This is a genomic window from Nocardioides sp. BE266 (genome assembly GCF_031457855.1).
GTDB lineage: Bacteria > Actinomycetota > Actinomycetes > Propionibacteriales > Nocardioidaceae > Nocardioides.
Genome location: NZ_JAURTI010000005.1, coordinates 165,375 through 181,049 on the forward strand (window position 1 = coordinate 165,375; position 15,675 = coordinate 181,049).

Below are 15,675 nucleotides of genomic sequence, written 5' to 3' on the forward strand. Positions count from 1 at the left end.
ACTGTCCGTCAGTTGCCGCGGTAGGCGGAGAAGTCGGGCTGGCGCTTCTCGTTGAAGGCGGTGATGCCCTCCTTCGACTCAGCGGTCTCGCCGAACATCTTCAGCGTGGTGTAAGCCATGTTGCCGATCGAGATCAGGTGCTCGGTGTCGGTGTTGAACGACTGCTTGAGCACCTTGAGCGCGGTGGGGGAGTAGGAGTTCATGGTGTCCGCCCACTCGCGCACGGCCGACTTCAGCTCCGCCGCCGGCACGACCTTGTTGACCAGCCCCCAGTCCAGCGCCTCTTCGGCAGACAGGCGCCGCAGCATGAACCAGATCTCCCGGGCCCGCTTCTCGCCCACGACGCGGGCGAGGTAGCCCGAACCGAGGCCGGCATCGAAGCTGCCCACGCGGGGACCGTTCTGGCCGAAGGTGGCGGTGTCCGCCGCGATGGTGAGGTCGGCGAGGACGTGCAGCACGTGGCCGCCGCCGATCGCGATGCCGTTGACCGCCGCGATCACCGGCTTCGGGACGTCGCGCATCACGCGGTGCAGTGCTTCGACCTCGAACAGCCCACTGACGGACGGGCCGTAGTCGCCGGTCTCCATGCGCTGCTTCTGGTCGCCGCCGGAGCAGAACGCCTTCTCGCCGGCGCCGGTCAGGCAGATGGTCCCGACCTCGTCGCTGGCCCAGGCGCGCTTGAAGCTCAGCACCAGTTCGTCGACGGTGCGCGCGCGGAAGGCGTTGTAGCGCTCGGGACGGTTGATGGTGATCCATGCGAGACCGTTCTCGACCTCGTACGTGACATCGGTGAACTCGTCCATGTGAACCTGCGATCCTCTCGGCGATGGGCGCCAGAACATTTGGCCTGACCATTGAAGACGTTAGTGTGCGGAACGATCGTTTACAAGCCCGATCGAGGAGCAGCTTCGATGCCCGACCAGCACGCGCCGTCCCCTGTCTCACACACTGTCGAACCCTCCAGCGTGCGGGTCGTCCATGATGCGCCGGGGGCACGACTCGGGATCACGCCGCCGACCCAGGACGGATGGCGGCTGGCCGCCGACATGGCGGTGGGGCCGCACCTCATCGGCCCCGACGGTCGCACGGCGGTGGGCGGGCTCGGCGTGCTCATCGACGAGGTCCTGGGGTACGCCGTGATGGCCGGGCTCGGACCGGACGCCTGGTCCATCAGCACCGAGCTGTGGCTCGACGTGGTGGGGGCGCTGCCGAGCGACGGTCGCCTGTTCGCCGACGGCACCAGCCTGCAGCACGGCTCCTTCGCCGTGGGCGGCGTCGCCGACGCACAGGGCAGGCTCGTGGCATCGACCAGGCAGCGCGGCCGACGCATCGACTTCGACCCGGCGGGGGCCGAGCGTCGGCCAGCCGATGTGCCGGCGGGGCCGTCCGGAGACCTTGCCGCTCTGCTCGGGGTCGAGCTGCAGCGGACGGGCGCGCGGCTGGTGGTGGACGAGCAGCACGTCAACCCACGTGGCTTCCTGCACGGTGGCGTGTCCTTTGCCGTGTGCGAGCTCGCTGCCACCGCCGCACGAGTCGCAGCCGGGTCGACCTTGGCCACCAGCTCGATCCACGTGGTGCACACGAGGCCGGCTCCGCTCGGATCAGTTGCAGAGGTCGTCGTGCGTCCCACGTTCACCGCGCGGAGCCTGCAGGTGTCCGAGGTGTCCATGCTGGTTGACGGGCGGCTCTGCGCGTCAGCCCGCGTCAGCGCGCAGTAGCGTCCGGCCGCCGGATTCCCATGGCTCCGCTCAGTGGGAGGTCCCAGTTCACGCGACGAGCATCGTCGATCCAGGAGTCGATCACTGCGGCGATGTCTGCAGGAAACGGTGCGGGCCGGCGTGAGTCCATGCCGACGTGCACGAGCGCGATCTCGACGACGCAGGACAGGACTTCGTCGGTGCGGTCCAGGACCATGGCCACCAAGTGGCCGGCGCGCTCCGAACGGTCGATCCACAGCGTGTGCACCGTGAACCGGTCACCTTCGTGCATCTCGGTGAAGTAGGAGATGTGGTGCTCGGCGGTGAACACCCCCAGGCGGCGTCGGGCCCGGTAGTCGTCGTCGATGCCGATGCGTCGGCAGATGATGTCCGCGCTCTGGGCCCCGGCATCGAGGTAGTGGCGGATGTTCATGTGACCGTTGAGGTCGATGAAGCCAGGCTCGACCGTGCCCTCGAGCAAGGCGGGCAACCTTTCGACGTCGACGTAGGCAGGCGGCGCGATGGGGCTCATGTCCGCACCCTAGGAGGGTCCGTCGGCTGCGTCCCGCGCCGGTGACCACGCCGATGTGGGGCTCGACACCGGCTGGTTGGCCGTGTCTTTACGGCGTGCGACACCGGTGGTCGTCTGGCCCGGTGCCGGACCACGAGATCACGCTGCCGCAGGTCGAGGACTTCTACAGCAATGAGCAGGTCGCGGAGTTCCGTCGACGAGGCTTCTGGCGAGATGAGACCCCGTCGTCCCAGCTCGAGCACTGGGCGTCGACACGAGGTGAAGAGGTCTTCGTGCAAGACCCCACCGGTGATCTCACGTTCGGAGACCTGCGCGGTCAGGCGTGGCGGCTGGCGCTGAGCCTGCGCCGTCTGGGGGTCGCGGCTGGGGACCGGGTCGTGGTGCAGCTGCCCAACTGGCCCGAGCTCCTGATCTCGATGGCCGCGGTGACGCGCATCGGGGGCATCCTCGTGCCGGCGATGATGACGTACAGGATCGACGAGCTGCGCCACCTCGTGGACAACACGGGTGCGCGGCTCGCTATCGCGACTGGTTCCTACCGTGGCTTCGACCACGCCGCCCTGCTCCATGACCTGGTCGTCGAGCCGGGCGCGCTCGAGACCGTCGTCCTGGCCCGCAGCGACGACGGAGATCATCGGCTCGATGCGATGTCCCAACCCCAGCTCGGCGTCGACGCACCCGGAGTCGACGTGCTCGGCCTGTTGCCCTCGGCCGATGACGGCCACGTGATCATCCACACGTCGGGTACGGAGTCGAGGCCCAAGGGGTGCTTCCACACGTACAACACGATCGGTTTCAGCGTCCGCGCGATCGAGCGCACCCACGGCTGGACGCGGAGCGACATCGCCTTCGGTCCGACCCCCGTCGTGCACAGCAACGGCTACCTCAACCACTTCCTGGTGCCCCTGCGCGTCGGAGCCAGCACAGCGCTGATGGAGCGATGGGACCCGGGCGCAGCAGTCCGGATGATCCAGGACCGCGGATGCACGACCACCGTCACTGCCACGACCTTCCTGACCACCACGGTTGCTGCCCAGAGCATGAACGGTGGAGACCTGTCCAGCATGCGCCTGTGGGTCGCATCGGGAACGACCGTGCCGGCGCCGTCGATCGAAGCGGCCCGTGTGGCGATGCCGGACTGCGAGATCCTCAGCCAGTACGGGCGGAGCGAGAACCAGCTGACCACCAACTGTCCGGTCGGGAGCCCCCCGGAGAAGTCGCTGACCTCAGACGGACAGCCGCCCGACGGCGTGACTGTCGCGCTCTTCGACCAGGACGGCGCGCGCACCGATCGTGGACCCGGTGATGTGGGCTACCGAGGTCCTGGGCACATGCTCGGCTACCTCAACCAACCCGACCTGACGTCGAGCATGCTCACCGCGGACGGGTTCTCCCTCGCCGGTGATCTGGCCGAGATGGATGCCGACGGCTACATCCGCATCACCGGCCGACTCAAGGACATCATCATCCGCGGCGGGGTCAACATCAGCGCCAGGGAGGTCGAGGAGCACCTGCTCGCCTCGCCTCTCGTCCGGGACGTGGCAGTGGTCGGAATGCCCGACGACCGCCTCGGCGAACGGGCCTGCGCCTTCGTCGTACCGGAGCCGGGAACTGCGGTCACCCTGGCGGCGTTGACCAGCTTCCTCGAGGCCGAGCGCGGGATATCGCGGCAGAAGCTGCCGGAGCGGCTGGAGGTCGTCGACGCGCTGCCACTGAGTGCCATGGGCAAGGTGCAGAAGGGCGAGCTCCGGGCACGGGTGAGCGCAGGAATCGAGGGGATCGGCGCATGAGCGGGATCACGGCCAGTCTGGGGCTCAACGTCGCGAGCTCGGGCCGGGGGACCGAGCGGTTCCGCCGGGCAGCCGAGCTCGTCGCCCGCGCGGACGCCGCCGGGTTCGACGGAGTGTGGACGGGCGAGCTGTACAACAGATCCGCCACGATCGCGATGGCCAACTTCGCCCTCGCCTCCAAGCGGGTCCGCATCGGATCCAACATCGCCTACGGAGTGGGACGTTCACCCCTGATCTGGGCGGCCGAGGCACGCGACCTCGACGAGATGTCCGGCGGGAGGCTCCGTCTCGGGCTGGGCAACGGCACCAGCGGGATGATGGAGAACTGGCACGGGGTGGACGGGACGGCGCCCGCCGAACGGATGGCAGAGCTCATCGAGGTGATCCGGAAGCTGTGGCGGCTGGATCAAGGGCCCGTCGACCACGAGGGACGTTTCTACCGCGTCCACCTCAAGCCGACCACGGACACGCCTCCTCCGTTGCAGGAGCACCTGCCGATCTGGATCGCCGGCGTCAACCCGCGCATGGTCGCGGTGGCCGGGAGGTCGGCCGACGGCCTCATCGGCCATCCGATGTACACGGGCGACTACGTGCGCGAGGTCGTACGGCCGGCTGTCGACGCCGCTGCCGCCGCAGAAGGGCGCTCGCCGGGTGACCTCACGATGATGGGCATCTTGATGTGCAAGGTCACCCACGACGTCGAGCTCGGTCGCCGCCAGCTCGCCTACGCCATCGCGCAGTACGCCGCGTCGAAGGTCTACGACCGTCTTTTCGAGCTCCACGGGTGGGGCGCGGACCAGGCCAGGATCCGTGAGGCGGCCCGCGAGCGCGACGTGGACGCGATGGTTGCGGCGGTTCCCGACGCGGCGATCGACGCGATCGGCGTGGTGTGTCGGCCCGGCGAGCTTGTGTCCCGGGTCGCCGAGCACGCGGTCGACTACGACCACCTGTCTCTGACGGGGGTGCCGTGGGGCGTGGACCCGGTGCAGGCGGAGACCGACGCCTGGTCGATCCTCACTGAGGTCGAGTCGGCTGCTCGTTGAGAAGCATCCGGTAGAGCCCGTCGAGGAGACCTGACAATGGGGCGGGGGACCCGACCTCGCGGGCGACCTCGAGGGCGGCACCCAGGTCCTTGAGGAGGATGTCGACGCGGCCTCCCGACAGTGTGTCGTCATCGCCCAGCAACATGCCACGCAGTCCGGTGATGATCCCGGTGATGTTCGTGGACTCACCTGCGGAGCGACCCCTGGCGTACTCCTGCAGCATGTGCGAGTCCGCCAGGCCGCCCGACATGGCCTCGGGGAGCAACGCGTCGTCGAGTCCGAACGCCGCCCCCAGCGCGGTTGCCTCCGCAATGGCCGCCATGGTCGCGAAGTTGACGACCTGGTTGCAGAGCTTGCCGACCTGACCCGAGCCGAGCGGACCGAGGTGCGTGATGCGCCCGGCGTAGGACGACGCGACCTGACGCACGACCTCCACGTCCGCGGTCATGCCGCCCACGAAGAGTGCGAGCGTGCCCGCTCGCGCCCCGCGGGGCCCGCCGGACACGGGAGCATCGACGAACGCCATGCCCGCCTCGGCGAGCCGGTTGGCCTGGTCGCAGGAGACGGCCGGATGCATCGTCGAGTGGTCGATCACGAGCCGGGGCGGACGGGCCGCGGAGGCAATGCCGCGGTCCCCGAAGAGGACCTCGTCCAGACCCTCCGGCGTGTCGATGCACGTGAGCACGACCTCGACCCGTTCCGCGAGCTCAACCGCCGAGCCTGCCGTGCCGGCACCGGCCGCGGCCAATCCGGCCATCCGCTCCGGCGTCCGGTTCCAGACGACGAGCTCGTGGTCGGCGCCGAGTCGCTCAGCCATCGGCATGCCGATCTCCCCGAGGCCGATCCACCCCACCCGCATGCCGTCGAAACTAGCCCGGTGCCTCGGGAACGGGACGGCGCCTTCGACCAGCAAGGTGTGGGCATCCACAGTGAGCGCAGTCGAGGTGTCGCGACGCCGGGGTGGAGCATGCCTCAGGCTGTCCACCATGTTGGAGATCACGGTTGCCGAGTTGTCCCAGGTCCACGACCTCGATCTGGGTGCCACGCCCTGGTTGGAGATGACGCAGGACCGGGTGAACACGTTCGCCGACGCCACCAGTGATCACCAGTGGATCCACGTCGACGAGGAACGCGCCGCAGACGGTCCGTTCGGCGGGACCATCGCGCACGGCTACCTGACGCTGTCCTTGGTCCCGTTCCTGCTGAAGCAGCTGATGGTGATCACGGACCACGGTCGTGGCGCCAACTACGGCCTGGAGAAGGTGCGTTTCACGTCGGCAGTGCCGGTCGGCGCTGAGGTGCGCCTGGCCGCCACCGTCACGCAGGCGACGATGCGCGACGACGGCGGAGTGCAGTACCGCGTGGCGCTACGTATCGAGATCATGGGAGAGGAGCGCCCTGCGATGGTGGGCGAGTCGATCTACGTCACCTACCCCGTGGCCTGAGTGTCCGCTCGAGCTTCAGGCCTGATCCGTCGGTCGGACCACCACCTCAGCGACCGCCACCCTGCGTGGCGCGTCGATGATGTAGGCGATCACGTCGGCGACATCGCCGGGGTGCAGGCGCTCGACCTCGGCGAACAGCCGGTCGTAGTGCTCCTGGACAGACTCACGTTGGTGGCCGAACAGCTCGGTGTCAACGACACCCGGCTCCACCACCGACACGCGGACTCCGAGCGGTGAGAACTCCTGGCGCCATGACTCGGAGGCCGCCGTGACACCGAACTTCGTGGCGTTGTAGATCGCCACGTTGCGGTTGGCGAAGCGACCTGCGATGGACGAGACGTTGACGATGTCTGCCACGCCCCTGGGCCCCTCGGCCGCCGACGCCACGAGATGGGGCAATGACGCCTTCGTCACGTACATCAGGCCCTTGAGGTTGAGGTCGACCATGGCCTCCCAGTCCTCGACGTCGGCCTCGAGGCTCGGGCCGTTCAGCATCACCCCAGCGCTGTTGACCACCGTGTCGAGTCGGCCGAATCGGTCGACCGCGAGCGACACGGCCTGCTCGGCATCTGCCCGCACCGTGATGTCTGCGCGGGCCGCCACGCACGTCGTTCCGCCGATCCTCGCGACGAGCTCGTCGAGGCGGTCACCGCGGCGGCCGGCGGCCACCACCGACGCGCCACGATCCGCCAGCGCGACGGCGGTGGCATAGCCGATGCCGCTCGTCGCACCCGTGACGAGAGCGACGGTGCCCGCGAGCCCGGTGCTCACCGCGCGAAGGTCTCGATGATCGCGGTCGTGTTCTCGTCCACGCGCTCGGGGCTGAGGGTGAAGCTGGGGGAGTAGAGAGCAGCGTGGTCGTAGCGCTTCTCGAGGCGGGCGACCTGGTCGCGCACGTCGTCCGGCGTGCCGGCGGCCGCCATCTCGTCGAGCATCCTGTCCGACACGGCGGCGACCATCGCGTCGTGGTCCTTGGCCCGGAAGGCCGACTGGATCGCCTCCGTCTCGGCGCCGAAGCCGGAGGCTTCCATGACGGGCGTGTAGGCCTTAGGGGCGACGTAGAAGGCGATCTGGGCTGCAGCCTCCCGGCGGGCCTGCTCGGCGTTGTCGGCGATCGCGGTGATGATGACGCCCTTGAGGGCGACGTCCGAGGCCGAGCGTCCGGTCTTGGTCGCGCCCTGCTCGATGGCGGGGCGGGCGACCTCGTCGAGGTAGGTGTCCGTGATCGTGGGGTGGCAGATGAGCCCGTTGGAGACGCGGCCCGCCACCTCGATCATCCTGGCGTTCACCCCGGCGGTGTAGATCGGGATGTCTGGTCGGAACGGCGGTTCGATGTCGGCGGTGGGCGTGATGTTGCAGGAGTAGAAGCGACCTTCGTGCTGGACCGGCTCCTCGTGCAGGTGCCACAGCCGGCGCAAGAGGGGGATCAGCTCCTCCATCCGAGTCGCCGGACCGTCCGGATCGGTGACACCGTGCCAGCCGACCATCATGCCGCGGGTGCCGGTGCCGAGGCCGAGGGTGAAGCGTCCCTCGCTGAGCTCGTCGAGGAAGCGGGCGTCGTTGGCGAGGACGAGCGGGGAGCGCCCGACGGCATAGGCGATGGCCGATCCCACACCGATGCGGGACGTGGCGGCCGCCATGGCCGCGACCGACACCACCGCCGACCGGTTCAGGAACTCGCCCGACCAGGCGGCGTCGAAGCCCGCCTGCTCGGCGCGGACGGTGATGTCCCGGGTGTCCTTCAGACCTCCGGCGAGAACGGTGATTCCTCTGGTCGTCACGGGCTCAGCATCGAGGGCGTCGAGGTCTCCGGCAAGCAACGTGTGGCGGCTGCGCTGGAGAGGTCACCAGTTTTGGTCAGGCCAAACCGTGGCCAGGTGTCGTCGATGCAGGCACGATGCGACGGTGGACAACACCCTGCAGCTGGGAATCGCCGTCAACGACGAGCTCTTCAACCCCGACCCGGGTGCGCGACGTGCGCTCCTGTCGCACATGGGCGAGGTTGGGCTCGACCACCTCACTGTGGGGGACCACATCAGCTTCCACGGCGGCACGGGGTTCGATGGCTTCGTAGCGGCGACGACCGCCCTCGCGTCACACGACACGCTCAAGGTGCTCATCGGCGTCTACCTCGCGGGACTGAGGCACCCCATGGCGACGGCTCGGTCGCTGTCCACGCTCAGCTCACTGGCACCCGGACGCCTGACCCTGGGTGTTGGCGTGGCGGGCGAGGACCGCACCGAGGTCAGCAACATGGGCGTGGACCCCGCCACCCGCGGTCGCCGGATGGACGAGACCCTCGGGCTACTGAGGCGTTTGGCCAGCGGTGATGCCATCAACCACGAGGGTGAGTTCTTCTCGCTCAAGTCGGCGCGAATCCTGCCGCCGCTCGAGCCACGTGTGCCGATCGTGATCGGCGGCGCCGGGGACGTCGCGGTCAAGCGCACTGCTGCCTACGGCGACGGCTGGCTCGGCATGTGGTGCTCAGCCCGCCGGTACGGCGCCACGCACCAGCAGATCCTCGAGGCCTTCGTCGACGCCGGCCGTGGCGCCCCGACCTTCGCGGGGCTCAACATGTGGGTCGGCCTCGGCGACGACGCCGCCACCGCCCGGGCGCAGCTCGGTGAGCGCATGTCCGCTCTCTACAACCTTCCCCCGGAGAAGTTCCAGCACGTCACTGCTGCTGGGCGACCGGAGGACGTGGTGCAGTTCCTGACGCCGTATGTCGAGGCGGGCGCACGGACCATCACCCTGATCCCGGTCTCCAGCGACGTGCACACCGCGATCGAGCTTTCCGGCGAGGTACGCCGCCTGCTGACGGAGCAGCGCCAAGCATGAGGGCTGCAGTCCAGCGTTCCTACGGGGGGCCCGAGGTGCTGCAGGTCGAGGACGTCCCCGATCCGACAGCCCGACCCGGGTGGACCCTCGTACGACTCCGCGCGGCGGCGCTCAACTGGCACGACGTGCTCGTCCGTCGCGGCCAGTACGGCTCGCCACTTCCGCACGTCCCGGGCGCAGACGGCGCCGGTGTCGTGGACGGGACCGGTGACGAGGTCGTCGTGCTGCCCTCCCTCTGGTGGGGCGGCGACGAGTCGGCGCCCGGCGAGTCGTGGGAGATCCTCGGGGACCACAGGCCAGGCACCTACGCCGAGCTGGTCGCCGTACCCGACGAGTGCGTGTTTCCGAAGCCCGTCGGCCTCTCCTGGGCCGAGGCTGCTGCGCTGCCATTGGTCGGCGTGACGACCTACAGAGCATTGTTCTCCCGCGGTGGGCTGCAGTCAGGGGAGTCCTTGCTGGTCCTGGGGGCCGGAGGTGGGGTCGCCACGATGGCTGTCTCGCTCGCGGCGGCGTTGGGCGCCCGTGTCGTCGTCACCTCTTCCAGCGAAGAGAAGATCGAGCAGGCGCAGGGTCTCGGCGCCCTCGGGGGAGTCCGGTACGACGCTGAAGGGTGGCCGGAAGCAGCTCGCCAGGTGAACGGCGGTCGGGGCTTCGACGTCGTGCTCGACTCGGTCGGAACCTGGTCCGAGTCCCTGCGGGCGCTCAGGCCGGGCGGACGGCTCGTGGTCCTCGGTGCCTCACGCGGCGAGCAGGCCGACCTCGCCGTCCGTCCGTACTACTTCGGCCAGTATTCGATCCTCGGGACCACCATGGGGAGCCCGGCCGACTTCGCCGACCTTCTTGCCTTCATTCGTGACCACGACGTGCCGCCCCCGGTCATCGACCGGGTCCTCCCGCTCGACGACGTCGTGTCCGCCCACCAACGCCTGGAGAGCGGACAGGCGTTCGGCAAGCTCGTCCTGGAGGTGTGACGCAGTGCCAGTTCGCTACGACGTCGACGAGAAGGGGGCCGCCTTCGTCGTCCTCGACAACCCGGAGACGCGCAATGCCCTCGGCGATGAGCTGCTCGACGACCTGCTCGAGCGCCTGCGCGAGGCGCGCGACGACGATGACGTGCGCGTCGTCGTCATCGGCTCGTCGCACGACCGGGTCTTCTCTGCAGGCGGCGACCTCAAGGCCTTCGCGTCGGACTCCGCGACGATCACCAAGTACGCCGGCCTCGACCGCTTCCCCAAGCTCTACGAGCTCATCGGTGGGATGGGCAAGCCCGTGATCTGCGCGGCGGGAGGAGACGTCCTCGCCGGAGCGTTCGGTCTCGCACTGGCCTGCGACCTGGTCATCGCCAAGGAAGGCGTCCGCTTCGGTTGTCCGGAGATCAACGTCGGGGTGTTCCCCTTCATGATCTCCGCCCTGATCTACCGCAACATCGACCGGATGAAGGCCAACGAGCTGATGATGCTCGGCGACCTCGTCGACGCCACCGAGGCCGAGCGGCTGGGGTTCGTGAATGCGGTGGTGCCGGCCGAGCACTTCGACGAGACCGTCACCGAGTGGGCACACAGGGTGGCCGCCAAGTCCCCGCTCCTCATGCGCCTCGGCAAGGACGCCATCGAGGCCACGCGGGACATGAGCCTCCCGGATGCGCTGTCGGCACTCCGCTCGCAGCTCGCCCTCGCGTTCACCACGGAGGACATCAAGGAGGGCGTCGCGGCCTTCCGCGAGAAGCGGTCACCGGAATGGCGGATGCGATGAAGATCGACTGGTTCGTGGCCTGCAAGGTCGCCTACCCGCGCCCCGGCCAGCAGGGCACGGGACTGTGGCCGGCCTCGGTCGCCCACGCGAAGCGACTGGGCGGCACGTCAGCGGCATGCGGGGAGCTCACGACCACGATGAAGAAGCTGTTCGAGGTCCCGTTCCCCTTCGCAGGTGAGAACTGCCGCGCCTGCCTCGTGGCGGTGTCGGAGGAGCGGAGGGCCCGTACGCAGGGGGCTCGGCATGTAGCAGTCAGGGAGGGAAGTGCATGAGCAAGCCGATCGTGGTCGTGGACGGAGCGCGCACGCCGGTGGGTAGCTTCGGCGGGGCGCTCAAGGACGTGCCGGCGCACGAGCTCGGAGCCGCGGCGACGAGAGCTGCCCTCGAGCGCAGCCAGGTTGCCGGGGACGAGGTCCGAGAAGTCGTGATGGGCTGCATCGGCCAGGTGGGATCGGATGCCTACCTGGCGCGGCGCGTCGCGATCGCTGCCGGGCTGCCCTTCAGGACTCCGGCCTACACCGTCAACCGGCTCTGCGGGTCGGGACTGCAGTCGATCTGGTCGGCGGCGATGGAGATGCGGTGGAACGACCTCGACCTGGCCGTCGCCGGTGGCGCTGAGTCGATGACCCGCATGCCCTTCTACGACTTCGGTGCCCGCAGTGGATATCGGCTCGGCGACCGGTCGCTGACTGATGGCACCGTGATGATGCTGACCGACCCGTTCCACGGCATCCACATGGGCGTGACCGCCGAGAACGTCGCATCGAAGTACGGCGTCTCGCGCGAGCAGCAGGACGAGTTCGCTGCTGAGTCGCAGCGTCGTGCCGCGACGCCTGAGGCACAGGCCGCGTTCGCAGAGGAGATCGTCCCTGTGGAGGACGGCGCCCGCAAGCCGGTCACCGTCAGCAAGGACGAGCACCCCAAGCCGTCGACCACCGTCCACGACTTGGCACGTCTGCGTCCGGCGTTCCAGAGCGATGGCACGGTCACCGCAGGCAACGCCTCCGGCATCAACGACGGGGGAGCAGCTGTGGTGCTCGCCACCGAGTCCGCAGCGCAAGAACGGGGACTGAAGCCGTTGGTTCGGCTCGAGGCCGTTGCCACAGGTGCGATGGAACCCCACCTGATGGGCTACGCCCCGGTCCTCGCCCTGAACGCCCTCTTCGAGAAGACCGGCACCACGCCGGCTGATCTCGACGTCGTCGAGTGCAATGAGGCCTTCGCAGCGCAAGCCATCGCGGTCATCCGCGACGCTGGTCTCGATCCCGCGACGACGAACCCCAACGGCGGCGCGATCGCCTTGGGACATCCCGTTGGCGCCACCGGGACCATCCTCACGTTGCGGATGGCCAAGCACCTCGCTCGCACCGACGGCGAGCTCGGAGTGGTGACGATGTGCATCGGCGGCGGTCAGGCCCTCGCCGCGCTGTTCAGACGCATCTGACCAGTCGACGCCGCGGTCCGGGATCGTTGACTCGGCTCGGACGGGCGACGAGTATCACCACGAAAGGTACGACCATTGCCAACGCTGGGAGCAGACATGACAGCCGAACCCACTCGCGTCGACTTCGAGAGCACCGGCGGCGTGCAGGTGGCGGCCTACCGGTGGGACCCGGAGGGGGACCCGCGCGCGATCGCACAGATCGCCCACGGCGTGGGGGAGTACGCGCGTCGGTACGAGCCTCTGGTGGCAGCACTGCTCGCGAGCGGCTACGTCGTGTACAGCCACGACCACCGCGGCCACGGGAACACAGCCGCCACGCCCGAGGAGTTCGGAATGCTGGGTGACGACGGCTGGTCGGAGCTGGTGGCAGACATCGGGCGCATGGGCGAGGTCGCCCAGCAGGATCACCCCGGCCTCCCGCTGGCACTGGTTGCGCACAGCTTGGGCAGCTTCGCGACCCAGCAGTGGCTGCTCGACCACAGCGATGACGTGACGGCAGTCGTGCTCTCCGGCACGGCGGTGATCGACCTCCTCGAGCCGGCCATGAACCTCGACGAGCCGATGGACTTGAGTGCGTTCAACGCTCCCTTCGACCCGCCGCGCACCGAGTTCGACTGGCTCAGTCGGGACGAGGCCCAGGTCGATGCCTACATCGCCGACCCTTGGTGCGGCTTCGGGCTCGACATCCTAGGGGGCAAGGCCATGTTCGCCGGCGCCCGCCGGATGGCCGACCCCAGCCAGGTGTCACGGATGCGCGAGGACCTCCCCCTGTACGTCGTGGTGGGGGACATGGACCCTGTCAACGGTGGTCTGGCGCTCGTGAACGAGCTCGTACGACGCTACGAGGAGGCGGGTCTGGAGGACGTCACGCTGGTGACCTGGCCGGGCGCGCGCCACGAGGTCTTCAACGAGTCCAACCGCGACGAGGTCGTGGCCGGCGTGCTGGCCTGGCTCGACCGGGTGCTCCCGGCCTGACGTGACGACTTCGAGCTCCACCAGCCGATCCATATCGGAGGACTCCGGCGAGCTGTGGACCTTCGAGGGCGCGTGGGAGGTCGCGCCGGGCCTGCATCGCATCCCGCTGCCCCTGCCGATGGACGGCCTCAGGGCGGTGAACGTCTATGTCCTCGAGCATGACCGCGGCCTCACGCTGATCGACGGCGGCTGGGCGATCCCCGAGGCTCGCGAGGTCTTCGAGCGTTCTCTGCGGCTCCTCGACGCGGGGTTCGGGGACATCACCTCGTTCCTGGTCACCCACATGCACCGCGATCACTACTCGATGGCGAGGGTGCTCGGCACAGAGCTCGGGATCCACGTCTCGATGGGGCTCGAGGAGAAGCCGGGCATCGACGCGCTCCAGCAGTTCGACGCGACTGGCCCGGCGCCGTTCGTCGTGGACCTCGTCGCATGCGGTGCGCCCGAGGTCGCCGAGCAGTGGGCGAAGCACTCGACGGCGCCCGACCAGGCGTCAGCGTGGTGGAGCTATCCGGACACCTGGCTGGGTGAGGGCCCCGTGGATGCAGGCGCCCGCGAGCTCAGGGCCGTGCACACCCCGGGCCACACCCCTGGCCACTACGTCTTCGTCGACGACGGCGCTCGCACACTTTTCGCTGGAGATCACGTACTCCCCACGATCACACCGTCGATCGGCTTCATCTTCCCGCCGCCCAGGGATCCGCTGGGCGACTTCATGAGGTCTCTCGCCAAGGTGCGGTCCCTGCCGGACCTCCAGGTGCTACCCGCGCACGGTCCCATTGCACCCTCGTCGCACGCACGGGTCGATGAGCTTCTCGAGCACCACGAACATCGGCTGGACCAATGCCTCGAAGCCATCGGCTCCGGTGAGCTGACGGTTGCGCAGGTCGCACGGCAGCTCACATGGACCAGGCACGAGCGCGACCTCACCGAGCTGGACCATTTCAACAAGGGGATGGCAATCCTCGAGACGCACGCGCATCTCGAGGTGCTGGTCGCCCGCACGGCCATCGTCGAGTCGGTGGCGGACGACGGCCTGATGACGTACCGAACGACAGGAAAGCTCGTCAGTCAGGAGGCCCAGTGACGCGATCTCGTCGGTCACGTCCGGCCGGACGAGAGTTCCCCTGGCTCGGTCAGCGCGGAATCGTCCCCCCAGCCGGCACGCTCGCGACCTTCTTCGTCACTGCCCCCGCGGCGCGAGTGGGAGCGACAAGCGATGGGGGACTCGCTGCAGAGGGCGGCCCGTTCCACGCCAAGCGGATGGGGACATCCCTGACCGCGTGTGGCGAGCTGGCGATCTCGTGGCCGAAGCTCTGGGAGGTGCCCTTCGATGCTGCGGGAGGCCCACTCTGCCAGGGGTGTGTCGATGCCGTGGCGGCGAGCCGCGAGAGCCAGCCCCAGCGGGCCGTCAGTTGAGCCAGCACAGCTGAGCTCCCTTCCCTAGGATCGAGTCATGGCCTCGACCACCCCCGGCCCGAGGGCGCGGAAGCGCGATCCGAACCGCCGTCAGTCGATCCTCGACGCCGCCGCTCTGCTGCTGGCCAGACGTGGCTACGTCGGCGTCTCGATGGCGGACATCGGCGCGGAGGTCGGGGTCGCCGCATCCGCGCTGTACTGGCACTTCCCGAGCAAGCAGCAGCTGCTGGTGAGCTTGTTCGACCAGTGCATGGACCGCCTGGTGTCCGAGCAGCGGGAGATCCTGATGCGGTCGGGTCACACGCTGGAGGCTTTGCAGGAGATCGTCGCGCGGCAGGTCGACTTCGTCGTGGACGAGCGTGGCTTTGCGCAGGTCTACTACCGGGAGGCGACGAGCCTGGCTCCGGACGACCTTCGGCGCCTGCGCGGGAAGCAGCGCGCATACGTCGACGGCCTCGTGGAGCTGGTCTGCGACCTGCGTCCGGAGGTAGAGCACGCGACTGTCGCGGCCCTGGTTCACGCTGCCATTGGAACGGTGCAGTCGACCCTGCAGTACCGGTCGCACATGGACGACGAAGAGTTGAAGACCTTCCTCGTGGGGCTTGCTCTCCGCACGTTGTCCACGACTGCATGAACCCGGTCGATACGTACCGGTGTAGATCGTCACAGTCCGCGACCCTCGGCTTCCTTGCGCGCCGAAGCCAGCCGGTCGACACTCGACGAGATAACTGAATCTGGAT

Annotated in this window: 17 protein-coding genes; 12 read left to right on the forward strand and 5 right to left on the reverse strand. The window is 68.7% G+C overall.

What is annotated here, in order from left to right:
• Nucleotides 1–8: 8 nt before the first annotated feature.
• The gene (locus J2X46_RS16225) at nucleotides 9–803 is read right to left on the reverse strand and encodes an enoyl-CoA hydratase-related protein (RefSeq protein WP_310252349.1); all 795 of its coding nucleotides are present in this window, start codon (nucleotides 801–803) and stop codon (nucleotides 9–11) included.
• A 162-nt stretch (nucleotides 804–965) separates the two neighbouring features.
• On the opposite strand from J2X46_RS16225, the gene J2X46_RS16230 reads away from it, so the two are divergent.
• Nucleotides 966–1,718 (forward strand): hotdog fold thioesterase, encoded by a 753-nt coding sequence (locus tag J2X46_RS16230; protein WP_310252351.1) that lies wholly within the window; start codon nucleotides 966–968, stop codon nucleotides 1,716–1,718.
• On the opposite strand, the gene J2X46_RS16235 is transcribed toward J2X46_RS16230, so the two are convergent.
• Nucleotides 1,705–2,229, reverse strand: a complete 525-nt coding sequence (locus J2X46_RS16235; protein ID WP_310252352.1) for a thioesterase family protein — start codon at nucleotides 2,227–2,229, stop codon at nucleotides 1,705–1,707. The genes J2X46_RS16230 and J2X46_RS16235 overlap by 14 nt on opposite strands.
• 122 nt (nucleotides 2,230–2,351) lie before the next feature.
• On the opposite strand from J2X46_RS16235, the gene J2X46_RS16240 reads away from it, so the two are divergent.
• Together J2X46_RS16240 and J2X46_RS16245 are read left to right on the forward strand one after the other, a co-directional pair.
• The gene (locus tag J2X46_RS16240) at nucleotides 2,352–4,019 is read left to right on the forward strand and encodes an AMP-binding protein (protein WP_310252354.1); all 1,668 of its coding nucleotides are present in this window, start codon (nucleotides 2,352–2,354) and stop codon (nucleotides 4,017–4,019) included.
• A complete protein-coding gene (locus J2X46_RS16245; protein WP_310252356.1) occupies nucleotides 4,016–5,062 on the forward strand; it encodes an LLM class flavin-dependent oxidoreductase in 1,047 nt (348 codons plus the stop codon). The genes J2X46_RS16240 and J2X46_RS16245 overlap by 4 nt, the downstream gene beginning before the upstream one ends.
• Here the strand turns inward: J2X46_RS16245 and J2X46_RS16250 are convergent.
• The gene (locus tag J2X46_RS16250) at nucleotides 5,034–5,921 is read right to left on the reverse strand and encodes an NAD(P)-dependent oxidoreductase (protein ID WP_310252358.1); all 888 of its coding nucleotides are present in this window, start codon (nucleotides 5,919–5,921) and stop codon (nucleotides 5,034–5,036) included. The two genes, J2X46_RS16245 and J2X46_RS16250, sit on opposite strands and share 29 nt — an antisense overlap.
• A 127-nt stretch (nucleotides 5,922–6,048) precedes the next feature.
• On the opposite strand from J2X46_RS16250, the gene J2X46_RS16255 reads away from it, so the two are divergent.
• Nucleotides 6,049–6,507, forward strand: coding sequence for a MaoC family dehydratase (locus tag J2X46_RS16255; RefSeq protein WP_310252360.1), 459 nt, complete (start codon nucleotides 6,049–6,051; stop codon nucleotides 6,505–6,507).
• Nucleotides 6,508–6,522: 15 nt separating this feature from the next.
• Here the strand turns inward: J2X46_RS16255 and J2X46_RS16260 are convergent, their stop codons facing one another.
• Both J2X46_RS16260 and J2X46_RS16265 read right to left on the reverse strand, forming a co-directional pair.
• Nucleotides 6,523–7,278, reverse strand: a complete 756-nt coding sequence (locus tag J2X46_RS16260) for an SDR family oxidoreductase (RefSeq protein ID WP_310252361.1) — start codon at nucleotides 7,276–7,278, stop codon at nucleotides 6,523–6,525.
• Nucleotides 7,275–8,288 (reverse strand): LLM class flavin-dependent oxidoreductase, encoded by a 1,014-nt coding sequence (locus tag J2X46_RS16265; protein WP_310252363.1) that lies wholly within the window; start codon nucleotides 8,286–8,288, stop codon nucleotides 7,275–7,277. Before J2X46_RS16265 ends, J2X46_RS16260 begins: the two co-directional genes overlap by 4 nt.
• 124 nt (nucleotides 8,289–8,412) lie before the next feature.
• On the opposite strand from J2X46_RS16265, the gene J2X46_RS16270 reads away from it, so the two are divergent.
• From J2X46_RS16270 to J2X46_RS16305, 8 genes are all read left to right on the forward strand, one after another.
• Entirely contained in the window at nucleotides 8,413–9,345 is a 933-nt protein-coding gene (locus J2X46_RS16270; RefSeq protein WP_310252365.1) for an LLM class flavin-dependent oxidoreductase, read from the forward strand.
• Complete coding sequence (locus tag J2X46_RS16275) at nucleotides 9,342–10,316, forward strand: zinc-binding dehydrogenase (RefSeq protein WP_310252368.1); 975 nt, start codon at nucleotides 9,342–9,344, stop codon at nucleotides 10,314–10,316. Before J2X46_RS16270 ends, J2X46_RS16275 begins: the two co-directional genes overlap by 4 nt.
• Nucleotides 10,317–10,320: 4 nt before the next feature.
• On the forward strand, nucleotides 10,321–11,097 hold the full coding sequence (locus J2X46_RS16280) for an enoyl-CoA hydratase-related protein (protein ID WP_310252370.1): 777 nt from the start codon (nucleotides 10,321–10,323) through the stop codon (nucleotides 11,095–11,097).
• Nucleotides 11,094–11,369 carry a hypothetical protein gene (locus tag J2X46_RS16285; RefSeq protein WP_310252372.1) on the forward strand — a complete coding sequence of 92 codons (276 nt, stop codon included), beginning with the start codon at nucleotides 11,094–11,096 and terminating at the stop codon, nucleotides 11,367–11,369. Before J2X46_RS16280 ends, J2X46_RS16285 begins: the two co-directional genes overlap by 4 nt.
• Nucleotides 11,366–12,541, forward strand: coding sequence for a thiolase family protein (locus J2X46_RS16290; RefSeq protein WP_310252374.1), 1,176 nt, complete (start codon nucleotides 11,366–11,368; stop codon nucleotides 12,539–12,541). Before J2X46_RS16285 ends, J2X46_RS16290 begins: the two co-directional genes overlap by 4 nt.
• A 96-nt stretch (nucleotides 12,542–12,637) precedes the next feature.
• Nucleotides 12,638–13,516, forward strand: coding sequence for an alpha/beta hydrolase (locus tag J2X46_RS16295; RefSeq protein WP_310252376.1), 879 nt, complete (start codon nucleotides 12,638–12,640; stop codon nucleotides 13,514–13,516).
• 1 nt (nucleotide 13,517) lies between these two features.
• Complete coding sequence (locus J2X46_RS16300; protein ID WP_310252378.1) at nucleotides 13,518–14,603, forward strand: MBL fold metallo-hydrolase; 1,086 nt, start codon at nucleotides 13,518–13,520, stop codon at nucleotides 14,601–14,603.
• A gap of 369 nt (nucleotides 14,604–14,972) precedes the next feature.
• Nucleotides 14,973–15,569, forward strand: coding sequence for a TetR/AcrR family transcriptional regulator (locus tag J2X46_RS16305; RefSeq protein ID WP_310252379.1), 597 nt, complete (start codon nucleotides 14,973–14,975; stop codon nucleotides 15,567–15,569).
• Nucleotides 15,570–15,675: the final 106 nt, after the last annotated feature.